General features: G+C 39.9%; 19 protein-coding genes and 3 pseudogenes. 12 read left to right on the top strand and 10 right to left on the bottom strand.

The window, feature by feature from the left end:
* Positions 1-229: 229 nt before the first annotated feature.
* The 12 genes and pseudogenes from AC6I3O_RS20710 to AC6I3O_RS20765 all read left to right on the top strand — a co-directional run bounded on the left by AC6I3O_RS20710 (position 230) and on the right by AC6I3O_RS20765 (position 11483).
* Positions 230-1610 (top strand): annotated as a pseudogene (locus tag AC6I3O_RS20710) (IS4 family transposase).
* 218 nt (positions 1611-1828) lie between these two features.
* Positions 1829-1999, top strand: a complete 171-nt coding sequence (locus tag AC6I3O_RS20715) for a helix-turn-helix domain-containing protein (protein WP_300887300.1) — start codon at positions 1829-1831, stop codon at positions 1997-1999.
* Positions 2000-2067: 68 nt separating this feature from the next.
* A complete protein-coding gene (locus AC6I3O_RS20720; protein WP_297183936.1) occupies positions 2068-2394 on the top strand; it encodes a tyrosine-type recombinase/integrase in 327 nt (108 codons plus the stop codon).
* Positions 2395-2494: 100 nt separating this feature from the next.
* Positions 2495-2806 carry a tyrosine-type recombinase/integrase gene (locus tag AC6I3O_RS20725; protein WP_497852511.1) on the top strand — a complete coding sequence of 104 codons (312 nt, stop codon included), beginning with the start codon at positions 2495-2497 and terminating at the stop codon, positions 2804-2806.
* A gap of 410 nt (positions 2807-3216) precedes the next feature.
* Entirely contained in the window at positions 3217-4404 is a 1188-nt protein-coding gene (locus AC6I3O_RS20730) for a MarR family transcriptional regulator (RefSeq protein WP_497852512.1), read from the top strand.
* A 163-nt stretch (positions 4405-4567) separates the two neighbouring features.
* Complete coding sequence (locus AC6I3O_RS20735; protein ID WP_300887298.1) at positions 4568-5104, top strand: hypothetical protein; 537 nt, start codon at positions 4568-4570, stop codon at positions 5102-5104.
* A gap of 135 nt (positions 5105-5239) precedes the next feature.
* Complete coding sequence (locus AC6I3O_RS20740; protein ID WP_286153235.1) at positions 5240-5683, top strand: LytTR family DNA-binding domain-containing protein; 444 nt, start codon at positions 5240-5242, stop codon at positions 5681-5683.
* A gap of 398 nt (positions 5684-6081) precedes the next feature.
* Positions 6082-6615: a DUF5697 family protein gene (locus tag AC6I3O_RS20745; RefSeq protein ID WP_286153234.1), complete on the top strand. Its 534-nt coding sequence runs from the start codon at positions 6082-6084 to the stop codon at positions 6613-6615.
* Between the two features lie 10 nt (positions 6616-6625).
* Positions 6626-7291, top strand: coding sequence for a DUF6100 family protein (locus AC6I3O_RS20750; RefSeq protein ID WP_286153233.1), 666 nt, complete (start codon positions 6626-6628; stop codon positions 7289-7291).
* 141 nt (positions 7292-7432) lie between these two features.
* Positions 7433-8533, top strand: a complete 1101-nt coding sequence (locus AC6I3O_RS20755; protein ID WP_286153232.1) for a hypothetical protein — start codon at positions 7433-7435, stop codon at positions 8531-8533.
* Positions 8523-10535 (top strand): VirD4-like conjugal transfer protein, CD1115 family, encoded by a 2013-nt coding sequence (locus tag AC6I3O_RS20760; RefSeq protein WP_497852513.1) that lies wholly within the window; start codon positions 8523-8525, stop codon positions 10533-10535. The genes AC6I3O_RS20755 and AC6I3O_RS20760 overlap by 11 nt, the downstream gene beginning before the upstream one ends.
* Positions 10536-10550: 15 nt before the next feature.
* Entirely contained in the window at positions 10551-11483 is a 933-nt protein-coding gene (locus tag AC6I3O_RS20765) for an RNA-binding protein (protein ID WP_497852514.1), read from the top strand.
* A gap of 425 nt (positions 11484-11908) precedes the next feature.
* On the opposite strand, the pseudogene AC6I3O_RS20770 reads toward AC6I3O_RS20765, so the two are convergent.
* The 10 genes and pseudogenes from AC6I3O_RS20770 to AC6I3O_RS20815 form a co-directional block, all read right to left on the bottom strand.
* Positions 11909-12357, bottom strand: a pseudogene (locus AC6I3O_RS20770) (YaiI/YqxD family protein).
* 118 nt (positions 12358-12475) lie between these two features.
* On the bottom strand, positions 12476-13408 hold the full coding sequence (locus tag AC6I3O_RS20775; RefSeq protein ID WP_497852515.1) for an ATP-dependent DNA ligase: 933 nt from the start codon (positions 13406-13408) through the stop codon (positions 12476-12478).
* Positions 13392-13520 carry a hypothetical protein gene (locus AC6I3O_RS20780; RefSeq protein ID WP_497852516.1) on the bottom strand — a complete coding sequence of 43 codons (129 nt, stop codon included), beginning with the start codon at positions 13518-13520 and terminating at the stop codon, positions 13392-13394. The genes AC6I3O_RS20775 and AC6I3O_RS20780 overlap by 17 nt, the downstream gene beginning before the upstream one ends.
* Before the next feature lie 18 nt (positions 13521-13538).
* Positions 13539-13697: a hypothetical protein gene (locus AC6I3O_RS20785; protein ID WP_497852517.1), complete on the bottom strand. Its 159-nt coding sequence runs from the start codon at positions 13695-13697 to the stop codon at positions 13539-13541.
* A gap of 7 nt (positions 13698-13704) precedes the next feature.
* Positions 13705-13884, bottom strand: a complete 180-nt coding sequence (locus AC6I3O_RS20790) for a Ku protein (RefSeq protein ID WP_497852518.1) — start codon at positions 13882-13884, stop codon at positions 13705-13707.
* A 196-nt stretch (positions 13885-14080) separates the two neighbouring features.
* The gene (locus AC6I3O_RS20795) at positions 14081-17053 is read right to left on the bottom strand and encodes an SIR2 family protein (RefSeq protein WP_497852519.1); all 2973 of its coding nucleotides are present in this window, start codon (positions 17051-17053) and stop codon (positions 14081-14083) included.
* 109 nt (positions 17054-17162) lie between these two features.
* Positions 17163-17765 (bottom strand): annotated as a pseudogene (locus tag AC6I3O_RS20800) (DUF434 domain-containing protein).
* A gap of 7 nt (positions 17766-17772) precedes the next feature.
* Positions 17773-18066, bottom strand: a complete 294-nt coding sequence (locus tag AC6I3O_RS20805; protein WP_497852520.1) for a fluoride efflux transporter FluC — start codon at positions 18064-18066, stop codon at positions 17773-17775.
* A gap of 30 nt (positions 18067-18096) precedes the next feature.
* On the bottom strand, positions 18097-18831 hold the full coding sequence (locus AC6I3O_RS20810; RefSeq protein WP_497852521.1) for a hypothetical protein: 735 nt from the start codon (positions 18829-18831) through the stop codon (positions 18097-18099).
* A gap of 162 nt (positions 18832-18993) precedes the next feature.
* Positions 18994-19314: a helix-turn-helix domain-containing protein gene (locus tag AC6I3O_RS20815; RefSeq protein WP_286152849.1), complete on the bottom strand. Its 321-nt coding sequence runs from the start codon at positions 19312-19314 to the stop codon at positions 18994-18996.
* Positions 19315-19534: the final 220 nt, after the last annotated feature.

Below are 19534 nucleotides of genomic sequence, written 5' to 3' on the forward strand. Positions count from 1 at the left end.
AAATTACTTCTTAACTTCCTTACATTTAAGAACATTATTAGTATATCATATTTTAAGAAAAAAATCGACATTTTTCGCTATATATTTGTACTTTACTCAAACTTCCCACACCATTTGGTGTGCTGAACCTTGAAAAATCAATACTTTAGTCCATAAAAAAGGCATAAACCGCTTGCTTATGGTATAATTGAGTTGCGAAAAACAATCACACAGCAAGGAGATTTATGCCATGTCAAGTATACCACATTCTGAGGAAAACGAAAACGAGATTTTCAATTCAGTCACAAATTTTATGAATAGATTCCAAATCGGAAAGCTTCTTTTCAAATGTAATGCCGGAAAAGCAAAAGGAATCCCGGTAATCGAAGTGTTTCGATACCTGTTTTGTCTCATTTTCTCGAATCGGAGCATGTATATGCAACGGAAAACCGGCACATTTGACGGTTCATTCTGCAAAAACACTGTTTATCGTTTCCTCAATAATGCAAAGATTAACTGGTTTCGGTTCACAACCTTACTTTCAAGCCGTATCATCAATGTTTTCATGAAGCCGCTTACAGGTGAGAACCGCAAAGATGTCTTCATTATTGATGATAGTCTGTTTGACCGTTCCCGTTCAAAGAAAACAGAACTTTTGGCGAAAGTCTTTGACCACTGTTCCATGAAGTACAAGAACGGTTACCGTATGCTGACGCTCGGATGGTCCGATGGGAACTCCTTTGTTCCGCTCAACCATTGTCTTATGTCGGCAGCCGATGATAAAAATCTGCTCTGCAAAGCTGCAGACTTCGATGGGCGTTCCCTTGCCGGAAAAAGGCGGAAACAATCCAGACGTAAAGCAACAGAGGTCATGATTGACCTGCTCAAAGCAGCACGATCATCCGGAATTTCTGCAAAATATGTGTTGTTTGATAGCTGGTTTTCATCACCGAAGACCATTACTGCATTGAAGACAGACTGCGAATTAGACACAATCGCAATGGTTAAGAAAAGCAGTAAAATCAAATATGGATATCAGGATGGGAAATACAACATCAAAGAAATTTACAAACAATGCAAAAAACGCAGAGGCCGCTCCAAATATCTGCTTTCCGTTGATGTCACCGTTGGTGATGAGGCAATTCCGGCAAAAATCGTCTGTGTCCGGAACAAAAGCAAGAAAAAAAGACTGGCTTGCCATTATCAGTACAGACACAACGATTTCAGAAGAAGAAATCATCCGTATTTATGGGAAACGCTGGGATATTGAGGTATTTTTCAAGACCTGCAAATCCTATTTACATCTGGTAAAAGAGTGCCGGAGCCTGTCCTATGACGCTTTGACTGCGCATGTGTCTATGGTTTTTGTACGATATATGATGCTTGCAGTTACGCAGCGGTGTAATACCGATGACAAAACGATTTGTGAATTGTTTTACCGTCTCATGGATGAACTGGATGATATCACTTTTAGTCAATCCATGAGGATTATCATAGATGCACTAATGGATACCGTAATGGAACATTTCCACATCACGGAACAACAGCTGGAGGATTTCACTACCAGCTTTGTTCAGAGACTGCCAAAGTACATGCAAAAAGCATTGGAGTACGGTTCAGCGGCTGCCTAAATGTTATTTTATGAGTTCAAGTATTGATTTATCAAGGTGCAAAACCCATTTTTTATGTGGGAAGTTTGAGTATTTAACAAAACCACGAAAGACTGTCTGGACTTACTAACAAACCTACCGCCCGGTCAATGCTTTGCCATGGGAACACTATGTTCTGACCGCACCCCTACTTTTCAGCAGACAATCCAAATTAATATACCACATGAGGAGGAATTATAATGTTTACCCAATACCCTGATGTCGTTGATGTAACTACCATGGCAGAAATGCTGAAAATCAGCCGTGAAGCAGCTTACGAATTATTATCACAAAACAAAATTGCATACCGAAAAATCGGTCGGATTTATCGTATTTCTAAGCAAGCGATTATAGAATTTATGACAAACTAATGGATAAATACGGACAGAACTGTTAAAATATATTTGATATCTGCCCGTATCAATAGGGAGATTTTGAAATGACGGGTAGCCTACAGACTAAAAAATTAGCTGACGGTAAGACCTATTATTATATGGTGTTGAACTTCTACAACAAGCAAACTGGCAAGAGAAAACCCAAATGGATTGCTACCGGTTTATGTGTCACAGGTAAGAAACGCAAGGCAGAACAAATGCTTCGCAGCGAACTTGCCAAATATACTTCTAATGAATTTGACGAAACGTCCGAGACCCTGTTCAGCGACTGGGTCAAGCATTGGCTGGATATGAAAAAAGGGATTGTTGAACAATCTACCTATGAAGGATATCTTTTAAACGCTAAGCATATTATTGAGTATTTCCAGTGATAAAAAATTAAGGTTGGTTGACCTTAAACCATTGCATTTTGAAGAATACTATCATCTTATGCTCACAGAAGGCAAAACAAACCCTAACTTGCGTATTGTCATGAACCGATATCAACGGGAAAAGGAATTATTTGTCTGGGATGACGGAAGACCCATTGCACCTGATTATGTATATCACCATTTTAAGAAGCTGGTTACGGAATTTGGCAGACCGGATATGACATTCCATGCGCTGAGGCACTCTACGGCTTCCATACTGGCGGCAAAAGGATGGCACCCCCGTGAAATCCAAGAATGGCTGCGACACGCTGATTTTTATACCACAATGAATATCTACACACATTTAGATTCCAAGGCTCTTATAGAACGTTCTGAACGTCTTGCAGGAGTGCTGAATACCAGAGTTGGATAAGTGTTAGAATGGGTGTTAGAATGAAGCGATAAAAATAAGATTTAGTCTTTGCTCATAAAATTAAGAAAAACCTCAAAGCCAGTAAATACAAGGCTTTGAGGTATCTTCATCAAAAATCGGAGTGACGTGATTCGAACACGCGACCTCTACGTCCCGAAGCATTTAAGACGTTAGGCTTTAAAGATTCGCATTGTTCCTTTAAGTGCTTTAAATCCGCACAACTCCATATATTTCAAAGATTATCTACTTCGGAACCCATAGCTTCTATAAGTGTTTTTTATTTAGTTTTTTAGTACCATTTTTAGTATAGCACATGTGGTAGCTATTAGCCAATACAATAATATATTAAACATCTATACAAATTTGAGCCGACTATTAGTGTCGGCTTTTATATGTTAAGGAGGCATTTTATGGATAATCAAACCTATCAATTAGAGCTGAAACAAATCGTAGAATTTCCACGCTGCAGAATTTACAGAGATTTCATACGGTCACTCATCACTAACAAGGGCATCCGGACAAACGGAAGCTCTTTTCTTTTTTATTACATAGTCCTGTGCTCTTATGCAAATTACAGGTCATCTTACCGCCGCACAGAAACTATGACTTATCTTGTCGGGCCTGGAGAATGGATTTGTACTTTGGCAGATCTACGCACATGGTTTCGGTGCCGGTTCCAGCATCAGGCAGCCTCTGTTCTGGACTACCTGCAGAAACAAAACTACATCACATACTCTCTTCTGGAGAATAAGAAAGTTGTGAAGTTTAAGATTACAAACTGGCCGAAGGATAATACCGCACTGGAATATAACTACCCCTGCAAGAAGGATGACGGCTTTTTCTTTTTCCCGATTTCTAAGGTCCATGAACTCATCAGCATGGGCAAGTGCTCAGAGATGGATATGCTTTTAGATATGTGGATTCACGCCATATATAATGATCCGTCTGTACAAGGTTCCTATTCCGGCCCCGTTGTATATTACCGTAACCATACTGGCAATCCGATGACCAGCTTCCAGACATTAGGCGACCGCTGGAATCATTCTAAAACGACCGTATCACGTACCTTAAAAAAATTTGAAGAAATGAATCTCATCACATTAGTGTCCTTTACCGGAAAACATGGCAGTATGATTTATCTAAATGATTATTTGTCAGTTATGTTCGATATTAGTGATGTGATGATAGATAAAGAGGAAATCGCAATGACCATGCAACTGCCAATTCATGTACCAGAAAGCAAAGAAGAACTCTGCGTCTCAAAAGTTATCAAAGAAGATCAGGTCAGCGTTCCAGAAAATGATCCCTGCGTTCCAAAATTACACATGCAGTTTATCATCCAAAAAGTCGCGGAAATGCTGAAATCACAAGGGATTCCGTGCTGCGAGTGTCCCAAAACCCGCTATATATTATCTCCTTTATCCTCTGCCTGCAAGAATATAGTAAATATATATACTCTAAGTATTATCTGCCCTTACGGAAATGCCGCCTACAGATTTGAACTAAGCGTCAAGCCTGAAGAAAAGGACTATCTGGAGAGAGATCCAATCCTGAAAGAGCATACAGATATCGTTGAAAAAATTCTAATGGGGGTGTAATAGGATGAAAGATCCAAACAGAAAAGATGAAAGATCCAATGCTGTAAAAACGGAAAATACTGGTAATCAGCAAACAAAATTAAAAGATAGAGGCATAAATAGTTCGGAAGGGGAGAATGCAAAGATGAAGAAAAGCAGAAAAACTAATATAAAAACTGCAAAGATGAAAGACGTCAGGGATAAACATGGCTATCTGTTCCCAGAGGAAGATCCTCGCTTTCATGACACATATAAGTTCCTTCGCAGATACCGGGATGCCAACTATAGCCTTAAAGTGGTAGTACGTCAGATGGAAACTCAATTCCGAATGAAATATGGGACAAGCGTAGATGAATTTCTTGATTCTATCTATGCCGCAGGTGCCGATCTATCCGGAGGTGATATCGAAGAACGTGCAAGAAGCATCGAACGGAGTAACCGGATGCTGAAAATGCTGGATTCCTCTGTAGACTTGCTTAGAACCAATCACAAATACGGAGAACAGTATTACTGGATTCTATACTATACCTTCCTGTCTCCCCAGGAACTGAAGGGCGTGAACGAAATCATAGAGAAGCTAAGAACTCATATTTCCAACATTTCCTACCGTACCTATTACCGGAAACGCCATGCTGCCATTGAAGCGCTAAGTACAATCCTGTGGGGTTTTACAGCAAAGGAAACTATCAAGATACTAAATGATTTTTTTCCGGAAGGCTAACACATATATTCCTATCATATCCGATACTAATTACATCACATCCGAAAAAGGAGAAATTATTTCTCAATGATGCCGTCAGTTTTTGGCAATTCGATTGTCTTAATATATATAACCCTATAAAAAGGATGTGAAAACATGGACTGGATACAAGAGTTAATACAAAAGGAATCCTTATGTTGCTCTCTGACTGCTTTCTTAGACCAGCATGGATTTCCCGGATTAGAAAAAGCTCTACAGCTTTATTCAAACACACAGACAGAATACATCTACAAAACAAAAGCCGCCATTATTCGGATTAAAATTGGCGATATTTACTTCATGAAAATACAAACACATAATATTACAATCCATACAGAGCACGGGATATATCAAAAATATGGTTCTCTGACTGACGAACAGAAATTCCTGACACCATATGGATTTATCAGATGCAGGCAAAACTGCCTTGTCTCTTTAGAAAAAATCCACAGCATTTACGATAATACTATCATATTGACAAACAACCTACAGCTTCGTATGAGTCAACGCTACGCCCCAAAGCTTCTGGCATCTTTTGCATGTACCCGTATTTTAAGATAAATCCATATTTTTTATAGTTCCAGTGCTAAATGATCCATATTTTTAGAGAATATTTAGAATTGGCACAGGATTGACATTCATTGGCACTGTTCTGCGATTGTGCCGTATATTCACGCATGTTATAATAGTATTGCTTAAAGTTTCTCTTTTCACAGCACCCATACAGGGTGCTGTGTTTACTTTTAGCATACGGAGTGAACTGCCAATAACAGATTCCTTATTGTAACCCGTAAACTGATCATTGACGGCGGTACGATACATAACCTGTATGTATACCATGCGTACCATTATTAAAATCAGAACAACACGTAGACTATGCATACGCCATACGCATATAAAATACATTGCAAATTCGCTTATGCAAAGATCTGCCAGGCCATGAAACAAAGGAGAAGGTCATGAAATCAAGAAACCAAATTTACAAAGGTGAAGGTGAGCGTCTACTAAAGCTCATTACTACCTACCATGTACTGCAGTATGAACAGGTACTGCAGTTTTTTATTCGTAACAGGGAATCTATGAAGCCCCTGATTACAAACCTGATCAAGCAAGGGCGTATCTACTATGACAAAGACAGAGACCTCCTATGTGATACTCCGGAAGCTTCTGGTTCATCAGAATATAGCATGATTGCCGCCGTCTGGGTTCTTCTGGACTTCAAAGAGGCCGTTGCCTACCACACCAGCGGCGAATTTCCTGTTAAGCTTCATTTTTTCTCACAAGATAAAGCATATGAAGTAATCTACATAAGTCCGGGACAAGAAGCACTGATAAACCATGTAATGGCAAGCCTGCCTGCCAAAGATACAAACCGCCTGATCATACTGGAGTCCGAACAGCAGGCAGCCCAAATCAACATAGGCGGGATAACGGCATTTTGTTTGGTAAGCCCCGAAGGAACTGTCAATTATTACACAAAACAAAAGAAATGAGGATGATTTTATGGACAAAAAAGCAATTTATCAGCAAACCCAGAAAGTAGAAGCTGAACTTGTGAAACTGCAGAATACTGTTTTTGCCTTGCAGACAATCGATTTTCAGAAGCATCGTTCAAATTATGAGGAATTAAGTACCGAGGCTGCATATAAGGCTGAACGACTTGCCTGCCAGTTACGAAAGCTGGTCTATATAACCGATTTCACTGGTGAATCCGACTATCTAAAACACGCTGCCGAAGCTCAGGGAATCCATATATCCCTGGAGAACGGCATACTGTCCGTTACATTACCGGCTCTGTTTCCAAAGCGAAAGTTAAGATCCAATACAGCTTTTCTGCATGATCCGCTGAATTATGCTCTGCACGAGTTTGTAAAAGAGCAAAGCTTTCCGCTTTACCGGGACTGCATTATATGCTTCATTCAGGTGTATGACAAATCCCTCTCCCGGAAAAGAATCCGGGACTATGATAACCTGGAATTTAAGCAGATTCTGGACGTTATTTCCACCCATGCCCTGATAGATGACAGCGGACAGTTCTGTGACATCCATCATATGACGGAATTGGGAGCCGAAGATCATACGGTCATTCATATTATGGAAAAATCCGCTTTTCCCAAATGGTTAGCCGACCATGAAACTGCCATAAAAAACATATCGGATAATTCCTGATTTTTTTCACTGAAAACCCGATTTGTGTAAAAATACGGTGTTCCTCTCTTATTTCCTGTTTATTCCGAAGATTTAAGAGAGGAACATCCTACCCAAGTGTAGGCTAACATGCGTATCTAAATGAACTGAGGTGATACTAATTTGCTAAGACCAAATACCCAGAAATATCAACTGCTGGAGCTGATCGGAATCAGTGGGGAATTTCCGGCTGACCAGCTAAACAGACTATTTTCCAGCCCTTCCTATGCTGAGAAGGTGATCACAGAGCTAAAGGCAGATAAACTAATCCGTACCCACTATAAAGACAGACTTAGGGGCTATCGCTTAACGAAAAGAGCCAGGGAGATGCTTCTGCACCAGAATCCTCTACGCTTTCAATACTACCTCACTGGCAGTACCGAAACTAACCATATACGAAGCGAAGTGTCCAGGAGGCTCCGGCTTCATCAGAAAGCACAGGTCTATCTTACGCTTTCCCATGTAAGGATTCCATTCTATTATGATGAGAAACCACAGATTTTTTCTACAGAACGGGAAATGATTGACCTACAGGCTCTCCCATGTTTTTATTCATCTAGGGAGGTTAAGGAACTTGGTGAAGTAACTATAAAGATTAAGAGCTCCCGCAGTCTTGGAATCCTGTTGGCACCACAATGCGTTTATGCCGTTTATAACACTGGAAGCAACATTTTAAAGTGGGAACACAAGACAGAAATAAAACTGAACGCGTTCCTGCAACATTCTCTACAGGGATTTCCTTATTGCGGACAACCAGAAATCCGCGCAATGATGTTTGGAGATAATATGGAAACGGCCCTACGGCTTTTATCCAGTACCGGCGGATATAGGAGGAGCCTATTTATGGTGGATGACTCCTTTGAACATTTCCATTTTATTCCAAGCAACACACACGGCGAGATCTTGCTGGAACTGCTTTTGCACCCAAAAATGACCGCCCGCCTGGATCAGCTTCTACTGTCCGACCAGAAAAGTCTCCGGGTTAATATTCCTATGGAGCATGATGCTATTGCTTCAGATGGAACCCCTACATTACTTGCGTATGATTTTGACATGCAAAGGCTCCGGCGCTTTAATAAAGGGCTGGATGTCTATGGAATGTCCGGAAACCTAATTTGTTTTGACTTTCAGATTCCGGTTTTGGAGAAATATATGAGCAGTAATGTACGTTTCTCCAGCATTGACCTGGCTAAATTCAGAAAGGAGTTTTTACATGAACTGTAAATGGTGGAAGCTTATTTTCGTTCTTCCGATTTTCCTCTGTATTTTATATGCCGGAGGTTATATTGCACAATTTATCTGTAACTATAAGGTCTGGACCAGCGCCGGCAACTTCGCCGGTAACGGTTCCTATCCAAAGACTCCTTCCCTGCACCCAATCGCATGCCTTCATGCACTGGCTCAGTTCCCATATAACTTATATGGGATTTTTCTTTGCCTTCTTGCACTCGGACTCCTGGTTTTTCTGCTGATGAGGATGGGTGCTGACCGGAACGGGGAGGTATTTGATAAAGAGCGCAACCTGAATTACTCCCTGAAAGGCACCTATGGTACATCTGGATTTATGACACAGGATGAGATGTACAAGGTGTTGGAGCTGACAGACCATGTAAAGAAAACCAAAGGGACAATTCTTGGAAAACTGAACGGGAAGGCGGTCTGCCTCCCCTATGAAACACGCATGAACCGCAACATTGCCGTCTATGGTGCCAGCGGCTCTATGAAGTCCAGGGCATTTGCCCGTAATATGATCTTCCAGTGTGTCGCACGCGGGAAAAACGGTGGAGTCGGTGAGAGTTTAATTATCACCGATCCAAAGAGCGAATTGTACGAAAGCATGGCAGGTTATCTGGAGAATGAGGGCTACACTGTGCGGTGTTTTAACCTTGTGAACCCGGAGAACTCGGATGCATGGAACTGCCTGATGGAGATTGACGGCCAGGAGACGATGGCGCAGGTTTTTTCGGATGTTATCATCCAGAATACGGGCTCCGCAAAAGGGGATCACTTCTGGGATAACGCGGAATTAAATCTGCTAAAAGCGCTGGTTCTCTATGTAGAGCAGGGATTCCCCTCAGAGTCCAAGAACATCGGGCAGGTATACAAACTGCTGACGCTCAGCTCCGAAAAGGAACTGAACAGCCTCTTTGACCTGCTTCCGGTGAGCCACCCGGCAAAGGTTCCTTACTGCATCTACAAGCAGGCAAGTGATACCGTGCGGTCCGGGGTAATCATCGGGCTTGGTGCCAGGCTTCAGGTATTCCAGAATAAATTGATCCGGCAGATCACTTCTTATGATGAAATTGACCTGACATTGCCGGGGAAGCAGAAATGCGCTTACTTCTGCATTACGTCCGACCAGGACAGCACCTTTGACTTCCTGTCGTCACTGTTTATGACCTTTGTATTTATCAAACTGGTAAGGTTTGCAGATAAACACGGAGTAGACGGCCATCTGCCAGTCCCGGTACATATCCTCGCGGATGAGCTGGCAAACACTGGGGCTATCCTGGAGTTAAATAAGAAGATTTCTGTCTGCCGTTCCAGAGGGTTAAGCATTTCGTGCATCTTCCAGAACCTGCCTCAGATGCAGAACCGCTATCCCTTCAACCAATGGCAGGAAATTATAGGGAACTGCGACACTCAGTTATTTCTTGGATGTACCGACGAAGTAACGGCTGAATTTATCAGTTCGCGCTCTGGAGACGTGACTGTGGGTGTCAGTTCGGAAGCGAAGCAGCTCAATACCTGGCGGGTGTCAGATTATTCTCCGGAATACCGGAAAACCCAGTCCATCGGCAAACGCAAACTCCTGACGCCAGATGAGATCCTGCGGCTCCCTCTGGATACTGCGCTTATTATCTTAAGAGGGCAGAAAGTGCTGAAGGTTCAGAAATATGATTACACACTGCACCCGGATGCAAAAAAACTGGTAACCAAAAAGGCGGCAGAACATATCCCGAAATGGCAAGAAGAGGGGATAACCGAAGAGTATGATTATCTTCCCAAAGCACCTCCGAAACCACGCAGACAAAGGAATGGCTCTTCAGCTTCAGTTCCCCGCAAGCCACCAGGATCAACATCGCCTGCAATGCCGACACATGTAACCCAAGAACATGTTTATCAGGAACCACTATATCCGGATTCTTCAGACAGGCTATCCGATAACCCATGGTCCGATGAACCGGAGATGGTTCCATTAGATAAAAATTCAATCATGTCATAGAAAAGGAGATCATTTATGCAAAACGAACAGAACACAATTACAAACGTACCTGTATTAACGCTTGATTCTGACGCTGTGCTGGAAACAGCACAGTCGAAAGCAGACCTCATCTGGCACGAAATCCAGAATGCTTACCGCACAAAGAAGATACTGACGGGGATGTTGGGCGGAATCGAAAAGACGGAGAATGGAAGTTTAATCGCGATCGTTTATTATAAGGAGTTCCGTACCATCATCCCAATCTCAGAGATGATGATCAATCTGGTGCAGGATGAATCCCATGATTACGGAGACATTTCCCTCCGCCAGAACAAAGTCCTTAACAACATGCTCGGCTGCGAGATTGACTTTATTGTGAAAGGGCTGGATGCCCAGTCAAGGAGTGTGGTTGCCAGCCGGAAGGAAGCTATGCTGAAGAAACGTCAGATCTTTTATCTCGATCGGGATACGTCCGGCAATTCTAAGATTTATGAAGACCGTATCGTGCAGGCAAGGATTGTCGCTGTGGCAGAAAAGGTTGTCCGGGCAGAGATCTTCGGTGTGGAGACTTCCATCCCGGCACGCGACCTGTCCTTTGACTGGCTGGGGGATGCAAGGGAGCGTTTTCATGTAGGAGAGCATATCCTGGTGCGTATCCTGTCCGTTACTGCTGAAAATACAGAAAACGTAACGATCAAAGCAGATGTCAAGAGTGTGGAAGGCAATACCAGCAAGGAAAACATGAAGAAATGCAAAATTCAAGGCAAATATGCCGGAACTGTGGAAGATATCCATAAAGGGACGGTATTTGTCCGGCTCTCCATCGGAGTCAATGCCATCGCCCACTCCTGCTATGACAACCGGACGGTGGGAAAGAAAGATGAAGTATCCTTCGTCGTAACGCATATTGATGAAGAACGGAATGTGGCAGTTGGGTTGATTTCCCGGATCATCAGGCAGAATCTTTGACAGTAAGCAGTATTCTTTTCTAAAGTCAAACGATTATTTGATTGCCTACGACCAAGGTGCATGATATACTATTTTCGTATAATTGAACAGGGAAGAAAGCGGATGCGATTTTGGTTTGCCCTCTAGTTTAGGAAAGAGGGTGATGCCCATGACACTAATGGAAGTTTTAACGCTGTTATTGGTTCTATTTACGGCATTGACCTACATAGATAACCGGCATAATAAGAAATAGCATCCACGACCCTGAGAAAGTTTGATGGATGCTATGTCTTATACGTAGATAATTCAACTTACTGAGGGCATCAGATCTTGCATCTGAATGCCTTCCTTGATTTGATTATACACTGGGGACTTTGAGAAATCAAGTCCCCATTTAGAGTGCAATTACTATATTCTAGCTCTGCAACAATTAACTTTCTATTGCTTCAGAGTATTTTCTGGAGCAACCGTTCCAATGACTCCTCAAATCTTATATCATCCTTTGCTTTCCGCTTTGCAGGCCCTCTCAGATGATGTTTTGATTTTGAACGTCTTACCTTCTTACTAATATGCCGTTCCATCAACATGTGGTCAATATGCTCATCCGTATACCACTTTCCGCTCTGATGGATTCCATATGCACCTTTTCCCAAAATCATAGCAGCAACACCATAATCCTGCGTTACCACAATATCTGATCTCCCTTCTGGCATAAACCGACCAGTGCAAAGTCCACTACATCCGCACCGGCTCCAACCACTTTGACTTCACTGTACGCTGACTACAGTACATGGTTCGTATCACACAAGAGAATGACTGGTATCCTATATTTACTTGCCACATGCTCCACAATGGAAACAACCGGGCAGGCATCCGCATCTACCAATATTTTCATAGAAATATTTTCCACAACTTCCGATTTCATGTCATCATCTTAACACGAGTATCAAGATTTTTCTTTGCTGTATTTCAAAATACGGCATGAATGACACTGCCTTTTCCCAGACGTTATTTCATATCTCATCACTTGCCTGTACGTCCTCTGGGAGAATGTCATCACGAAATCCTTTAAAAACGGGTTGCCGGAGAGAATGCCGCGTATTCGGCATATATTCCACCACACAGACCTGATTCGGCTCCACCCAAACAGCGTTTTCATTCCCAGTCGGCAGCATCTGAAATGGATTCCTTCCTGTTTCCTTCAGGTGCATTACTGCATCCTTCGTCACTCCGGAAGTGACATGCCCCTTATAAACCAGCCTACCAAGCCGGTATTTTGCCAGTACCAAGCTAAAGGTATGTTCCTTTTGTATATATCCCGCGGCAATGAATTCCTCGTCTGCCATGCGTTTAAACTTTATCCAATCCTTTGTCCGCTTTCCCATAAAATACAGACTCTCTTTTCTTTTTGCCACAACTCCTTCCAATTTCCTTGCCTCCGCCGCCTGATAAAGCGCCGTTCCCTCTTTTTCTATATAACGAGAAACTGCAATCCTGTCATTTTCCGTAATCATCCCGGAAAGCTTATGTTTCCGTTCCATAAGTGGTTGAAAGACAAGCTCCTGGCTTCCCTGATAAATACAGTCAAATGCCACGAAAGAAGCCGGAAGCCGTTCCGCCTCCAGTTCAATCTTAAACCGGTCTGTCAACAGGGGGCGTGTCTGAAGACGGTAGAAATCCAGCACACCGTCTGCAAGCACTACGATTTCTCCATCCAAAATACACCTATCGTTTACATTCTTATAAATCTCTGCAAGCTCCGGAAATTTGGGCAGCATCTGCATATTCCGTTTATTTCGAAAATCAACATCATTTCTATCAATATAAGCAAGGCACCGGAAGCCATCCATCTTCAACTCATAAATCCAGGCCGGATTATCAAATGTTTCCATCTGCCATGCACTCAGTATGGGGATTGCGCTGCGGGCTTCATATATCCCCATCATGCAGTCCCCGTAAGCTGCTTCTGGCTGCCTCATCCGGATTTTTCGATGATTCCAGGCTTTTCTGCAAAGCTTCCATCAGGTCAATGACATTGGATGGGCTGCTACTTTCCACTGCAACAATTTCCTGTCCCTAGATCTTCTTCATAATTGCTTCCCGCAGTCTCGCCTGGTATTCATCTTGGAATTCGTCTACCTTGAAAGGTTTTGTCATATGTCCAATCAGCATTTTTGCCATATCAAGTTCATTCTCATCTAATTTCATCTTAGGCACTGTCTTCGGTATCGCCACAATCTCATCATGGCAAAATAATGCCTTCCTTCGTAGGATATAATACCAAGAGCTTTTCGTTGGTTCCCATTACGGTTTTTGCGATAGCAACTTTCTTCTGGAACAGCAGAGACTGACGGAGGAGCTCGTATGCCTTCTCTGCACCTGTATCCGGGACCGCATAGTAATCCTTTTCATAGTAGATCATATTTACCTCAGATATTTTTGCAAATGACCGATCAGCAGCAAAAGCAGATAGCTGCCGTTCCCTGTCTTTTGTCTTCTTCAACTCTCTGATAAACTAGATTCTTCTAACAAGAAATATTTCATTTGCTTTAGTATTGACAAATTATAATTATTATAGGGATAAATCAAGTTTAATAAGTTCAGTTTTTTCAGGAATATTAATTGAATAAATATTTATACGCAACTCTATTTTCAAAGTCACTTCCAAATCCTAATTTTATCCTCTTTTCGTCATCCTCACTCCAAAATTCAGCTTTGTGCTGTAGTATTCTCTTTCTAAAATCATCATTATTAATAAAATTACACCACATGTAATCTGCTGACTTTATCTTGCTATAATTAAAAGTATCAGCATTAAATAAGAAATCAAGATAATCAGATTGTTCTGTATATTGCCTTAAGAATTCAATATCTTCCAAATTTGGTATATGTCCAACTAATAACATTACTAAAAGAACTTCAATAACCTGTTTTTGATAATCTGGATATGTATTGTATCCATTGCATTTATTGTACTCAACCATTTTATTATTAAAATAGTTTTTAATTTCATTGTCAAAAATAAATATTTCGCTTTCTATATATGTATATATTTCTGAAACCAAATTTTGGCTTATGTTCTTCTTTATCCACGGTTTCCAGTAATTATTATCATGTTCAAGCAATATATTTCGAAAAACAAATGTCAAATAACACTTTTCTCGACTTGATTTACTACTAGTAATAATTTTTACACAAACATTATAAATATCTTTATTGGCATGAACAGATAATTTCTCAATAAGTTTTTCATATGCTATTCTGCCATCAAGAAGATCCATTATTAATTGCTCGTTGACCATTAATGATAATAAAGTTTCAAAGTTATTATCGCTATTATCATAATGTTTTTGTACATATATCCAAATTGTATTTAAACAGTTGCGAAGCATTCGAATATTTATTATTTCATCTGGTTTGACTAATTTAAGAAATGCGGATAAAATACTTTGCTCTTGTTCCTTTGTTAATTCTACTAATGAAATAAGTTTGGCAAATACTTTCAATTGATCTTCTAAATATAAATTCCAATAATTATGCATAGAAAAACAAAAATTTTGAAAAATTTCTACAATATCTACATCATCGTTAATTTTAATTTTAAAAACCTTATAATGAGTTAACCAACTATTAAAATTTTTATATGTAGTGTGTTTTACAATCATGTCAATATCAATAATGTTTATTGGATATGCAATTACTTTTGTTCTGCCCATGCCATTGTTTGAAAACTGATATTCATCTGGATAGTAGGTACACAATATTGCTTTAACATATGGCTCACATATTTTTTCAACATTATTGAACCAGTCTAACATAAGATAATTTTTCTTATAAAACTTATAATAATTGTATACTATACTCTGCAAATCAAACAAATCACCATATATAGAGCCTCCCTGCTTGATTACGTTTGATTTTTTCATATAGTATTCCTCATGCTTAATCAAATATCTGTTCAACATATTTAGTGTTTCGTCGTTGTTAGCACTTAATTTTTTTATAGTTTCAAATGCTATACTTTGATGAGATGCACTGTCTAAAAAAAACGCAAGTTTTTTTCGTAGCTCTTCATTAACACGATCAAAATTCAAGAGACGCGTAGAAATATTATTAAATTCAAATATTGCAATAATCAACTTTTCTTTAATAGATAAATTGTAATAATTAAATCCGTGTATTCGTTTTTCAATTTCATTCATAATTTCAGTTAACTTATCACTAGTTCTATATATTAAAGAATAATAATATGCTTTTTCTAATTCGTTATTACTATATTTAACAATATCAAGTATTTCTTTATATTGATTTTTCAGTGACATTTCGAATAAAGTGTCTTCTATTAAACAATTTTCCTCAATAACATAAGAATCATGAAATTTATTATAACTGATTCCATATAATCCTGCTTTAGTAAAGGTTTTTTTTATCGTTAGGGAGGTGTCTTTTTGTTCTTCAAAAATAGACTTTAATGAATTGTATTCACTTAGATTAGTAAAATGAAGCATAGAATCAATGACTTTAACAGGATGTAAAAAATGACAGGCAATAATCAAATCTGTATAACTTACAAAATTAAATGCTTCAAATTGTCTACTAATATTTAATAGAGAGCTTTCTAATGCAATTTGTCTATTATTGGAATATGGTAGTTTATCATCGTATAAATATTTTAAAAACGTAAATAGCGCTTGTCCTTGTTCTGACTTAAGCGTCTTGCATTCTGTGTTATTTTTCATATCCTTGTTTAGCCGTGATAAATCAATAAGTTCCACACCTTTATTTTTCCAATACGGAGTTTGCCTGCTGGCATTTGAGACATTATTTACTACTAAATAGTGTGGTGAACGCTTCTTGATTTCCTTATCTTTTACAAAATAATCTATATAGCTCATAATTAGACTTAAATTACTGTCATTTAACGAATATCCGATAAACAAAAATATTTTATCAATAAGTAACGACTTTATATATGTTTCAATAAGAATATGTTTTTGTGAATATTTTAAATAGTCATCTTCCTTAAGAACAATTTGTTTTATATCATCTATATCACCATGCATTTTTATTATGTAACGACGCCCATTCTGTTCGAGCAAATCTTTATCACTTTTTATTACAGTATAATTTCCAACATTAGGATTATTCACATCTTCAAGCAAATGATCGTAATTAGTTGTTATTATATATTCTGGATTTAATTGAATTATTAATTCATTGATTTCATTGGGAACATATGGTTGACAAAATTTTTCTTTTAAAAAATCATAGTATTCATCTTCCCCTTTGGTATCAAAAAAATACTGTGGAATCTTTAAAAATTCATCAGTAGAAAAATTGTACTTCCAAAAGCATTTGCTGTTTGAATTGCAAAATTCATATCCTTTTCCATCTTCAGAGTAATAATCATATTTCGTTACACATTTTTCACAAATATCATCATATCCTATTTTTATAGCAATATCTTTCACAAGCTCCCACCAGGAACAAACACCAGAATTTTTGGAAACTCCGGCACCTACAAAAACAACTAACTTATTTTGATTATTTATTTCTCTTATGTTTTCAATTTGTGAAATAATTCTATTCATAATTACCCCCTATAATTCAATTGTTTTTTCATATATCCTTTAAATTCAAATTTGCCATCTATTATACAACTACAGCCTTCCAGATGAAACCAAACCAAAGCAGAAGATTCTAGATGGCTCCAATCCCCCCACACACAATCAATGGCATAAGATTCAGCCAGCTTTTACAACGGTTTAGAATAATAGCATCTCCGCAACTCCCCCCCCCTCCATTCGCACTAAAACTCGGTCCACATCCGAAATGATCCGCGTTTACACAGAAATGTTGTATCATTGGGTGCGCAATGTGCCGGATTAATCCCGACAGCCTGCCTGAATCAGATACAGGCATATCTAAATAAAAAAATGCCTTAGATATATGCTGAAGTTCCAACTACCTAAGCAACAATTCGATCGCTGTCTACGTTTTGTCAATGACGCGGTATATTCCCCATAATCCGGTCAGATCACGCAGCGCCCAGTCCTTGCAGTAAAAAACATGAGAACCCGACAGTGCTACTTCCAATGTGATAACCGTATTAAAACCATCTATAGGCACCGTCTCTGATAAGCGTCCCCTTTCTGTTTGCAGTAGCTCTTTATTCTCCCGTTTCTGAATAGATTCCCTAGCTAACACAGACCGCACCTGAGCCAGACACTGCCGCTCGGAAAACAGGTAATGATTGCCAACAAAAGTCGTGACTGGTTTGACATCATATCCCCTTCTGCTCATCGTCCTCTTATCCCTTTCCGACAATTCCCTGGCCTGCGAATACAGCCAGTACCCCAAGCATAACACTGAGTACGGTATAACTGGCCACCAGATGCATCTTCCCGTCTTTCATCATATCTGTTGTCTCCAATGCCAAGGAGGAAAATGTAGTAACAATTCCAATCAGAAAAGATCCCATAATATTTATCATTAGTGTTTTGTTCGGAAATACACATCCTTCTTTCAACGGGATCATTCCGATTAAATATCTGCAGACCGCTCCCATAAATCCACCAGTTCCACCAACAATACACTCTATCATGGCAGACATCCTTTCCCAATTCAAGGTAGGTCAATTATACCTGTTTTCCAACCCCTTTGTAATGCTTTGCGTTCGCTCCCCATTCTCCAGTACCGGGGTATAGATTCCTATTACGTCCATATCTTCCTCATCCCCGCCATCAATCTGGACATAATAATCCCGTATGTAACGCGTACTGTAATGCTCCTGCAGGGAATACAGCTCCAGCGTCTGAAAATCCACCAGACATATATCCTTTGCCCCCGATTCTTTTCCTTCATATCCATAACAATCCATGACCTCCAATAGCTTATCCAGACAGGACTGGCACAAATGTCCTTGCACCTTCTTCACATCAAAGATACTGTTTGCACCATATTCCACCGTTATCTCCGAAATTCCCCGTTCTGGATACCGGTCTGTCTGAAAGCTGCATGAATCCTCTGCGCCAACAGTCCATCCAGAACCTCCTCCGCCCATTCCATCCAGATTCCGGATCTGCATATCCATTACATACCAGTCGTTGACACAGATTACCCCCAGATCATCTCTCCCACGGAACATACCCATCAAACTTCGATTATGGTTCCCACACAGATAACACTCTGCCGTATCAGCAAGCGTACTGTTAGCAGGAGGCTGTTCCTGTCTCTTCCATGTCTTTCTCGTTTTCTGTTCTTCAGCCTGAAACTCCTGCTTATTTAGCCCGGCCAAAACTACTCCCAGACACATCCCCATGATAAAACACAGGACGCCGATTCCAAATACTGTCTTGTTTCTACCCATATTCCCTCCTAATTCTAATAGATATAGTACCAATGCTATCAGAATCAGTATACCAAACCAAGACAATATTTTCATCATATATTACTTTATTTCCACATATTTTCAGCATTATATTGCGTATTAATCAATAATTGATAGAAAATATTTACGCTCTAGCACAGGCTACTTTTCTTCTTCCTCAATCAGAAAATCCAAAATCCGCAGGATTTTATCCTGTTTCTCCTTCGGGAGCCTCTGAAGCTTTTCCTCTATCCTTGTACACTGAGCCTTCCTCCCAACACGTAATACATCCAGCATCACATCATCCGCAGATACCTCCAGAACATTAATGATTCGGACAAGGGTTTCCAGCTTTGGTGTTTTAACTCCTCTTTCAATCGCCCCAAGATGATTCCAACTGACTCCGACCTGCTCTGCCAGTACTTCCTGAGTCATTCCTGCCTTCTCCCGATATTTCTGAATCCGTTTTCCTAATCCCTCCATCTGTTTGACCTCCATTTCTTACCAACGCTAAAAGCGTGTATACCATTCTTATCAGTATATTTGTTAGCAGAATCGGCAAACAGTATCTAACAGAATGTGTATCAACGCTTTAAGAGTGCGACATGAAATTGGCACAAAAAAGTCTTAAACTGGCACATTTCTGCGATTTACACCGTAAAAGTCATATGTTAAAATTGATATTGTCAAAATTATATGCAGA

The sequence above is a fragment of the Sporofaciens sp. St.21A7 genome (assembly GCF_059728535.1).

Coding starts and splice junctions, on each gene's coding strand:
- AC6I3O_RS20815 (WP_286152849.1), bottom strand. CDS start 19,314: ATGGAGGGATTAGGAAAACGGATTCAGAAATATCGGGAGAAGGCAGGA.
- AC6I3O_RS20760 (WP_497852513.1), top strand. CDS start 8,523: ATGAACTGTAAATGGTGGAAGCTTATTTTCGTTCTTCCGATTTTCCTC.
- AC6I3O_RS20775 (WP_497852515.1), bottom strand. CDS start 13,408: ATGATGGGGATATATGAAGCCCGCAGCGCAATCCCCATACTGAGTGCA.
- AC6I3O_RS20730 (WP_497852512.1), top strand. CDS start 3,217: ATGGATAATCAAACCTATCAATTAGAGCTGAAACAAATCGTAGAATTT.
- AC6I3O_RS20750 (WP_286153233.1), top strand. CDS start 6,626: ATGGACAAAAAAGCAATTTATCAGCAAACCCAGAAAGTAGAAGCTGAA.
- AC6I3O_RS20805 (WP_497852520.1), bottom strand. CDS start 18,066: ATGATAGAGTGTATTGTTGGTGGAACTGGTGGATTTATGGGAGCGGTC.
- AC6I3O_RS20810 (WP_497852521.1), bottom strand. CDS start 18,831: ATGGGTAGAAACAAGACAGTATTTGGAATCGGCGTCCTGTGTTTTATC.
- AC6I3O_RS20765 (WP_497852514.1), top strand. CDS start 10,551: ATGCAAAACGAACAGAACACAATTACAAACGTACCTGTATTAACGCTT.
- AC6I3O_RS20720 (WP_297183936.1), top strand. CDS start 2,068: ATGACGGGTAGCCTACAGACTAAAAAATTAGCTGACGGTAAGACCTAT.
- AC6I3O_RS20740 (WP_286153235.1), top strand. CDS start 5,240: ATGGACTGGATACAAGAGTTAATACAAAAGGAATCCTTATGTTGCTCT.
- AC6I3O_RS20795 (WP_497852519.1), bottom strand. CDS start 17,053: ATGAATAGAATTATTTCACAAATTGAAAACATAAGAGAAATAAATAAT.
- AC6I3O_RS20745 (WP_286153234.1), top strand. CDS start 6,082: ATGAAATCAAGAAACCAAATTTACAAAGGTGAAGGTGAGCGTCTACTA.
- AC6I3O_RS20735 (WP_300887298.1), top strand. CDS start 4,568: ATGAAAGACGTCAGGGATAAACATGGCTATCTGTTCCCAGAGGAAGAT.
- AC6I3O_RS20790 (WP_497852518.1), bottom strand. CDS start 13,884: ATGATCTACTATGAAAAGGATTACTATGCGGTCCCGGATACAGGTGCA.
- AC6I3O_RS20715 (WP_300887300.1), top strand. CDS start 1,829: ATGTTTACCCAATACCCTGATGTCGTTGATGTAACTACCATGGCAGAA.
- AC6I3O_RS20725 (WP_497852511.1), top strand. CDS start 2,495: ATGAACCGATATCAACGGGAAAAGGAATTATTTGTCTGGGATGACGGA.